The following is a 393-nucleotide window of genomic DNA, read 5'->3' as shown; positions in this document are numbered from 1 at the left end:
CTATGAAATTGTAGAAGGAATTTCTGAGATTAAAATTAATCAATATGAAGAGCACCAAAGAGAAAATTGGAAAGAAATTCAAAATAAGATTTATGAAGTAAGTTCAGAATTACTAAAAATAGATCAGATACAAAGTTCAGGATTTGCATTTTTGAACCAGGTGAAAAATATTTTAGTAACCTTTATGGCTGCATCTCTTGTAATAAAAGGAGAAATGACATTAGGAATGCTATTAAGTATCTCTTTCATTATAGGACAATTAAACTCTCCTATTGACCAGTTAATCGTTTTCTTCAAATCATTGCAGGCAGCCAAATTAAGCTTAGAAAGACTGGAAGATGTGAACTATTATGAAGAAGAAGAAAAAGGAGAGCAGGAAAAGCTTCAGGTATA

At 30.5% G+C, this 393-nt stretch carries 1 protein-coding gene; it reads left to right on the top strand.

Annotation, left to right across the window (positions count from 1 at the left end; genetic code table 11):
* Positions 1–393: ABC transporter transmembrane domain-containing protein (locus SB679_RS23210; RefSeq protein WP_410704647.1), on the top strand; the 393-nt coding region annotated here is incomplete at both ends.

It is taken from the genome of Chryseobacterium sp. SIMBA_029, from assembly GCF_046535275.1.
Classification (GTDB): Bacteria; Bacteroidota; Bacteroidia; order Flavobacteriales; family Weeksellaceae; genus Chryseobacterium.
Note: the sequence above shows the minus strand (reverse complement) of the source record. Positions and strands in the feature narration are given on the sequence as shown.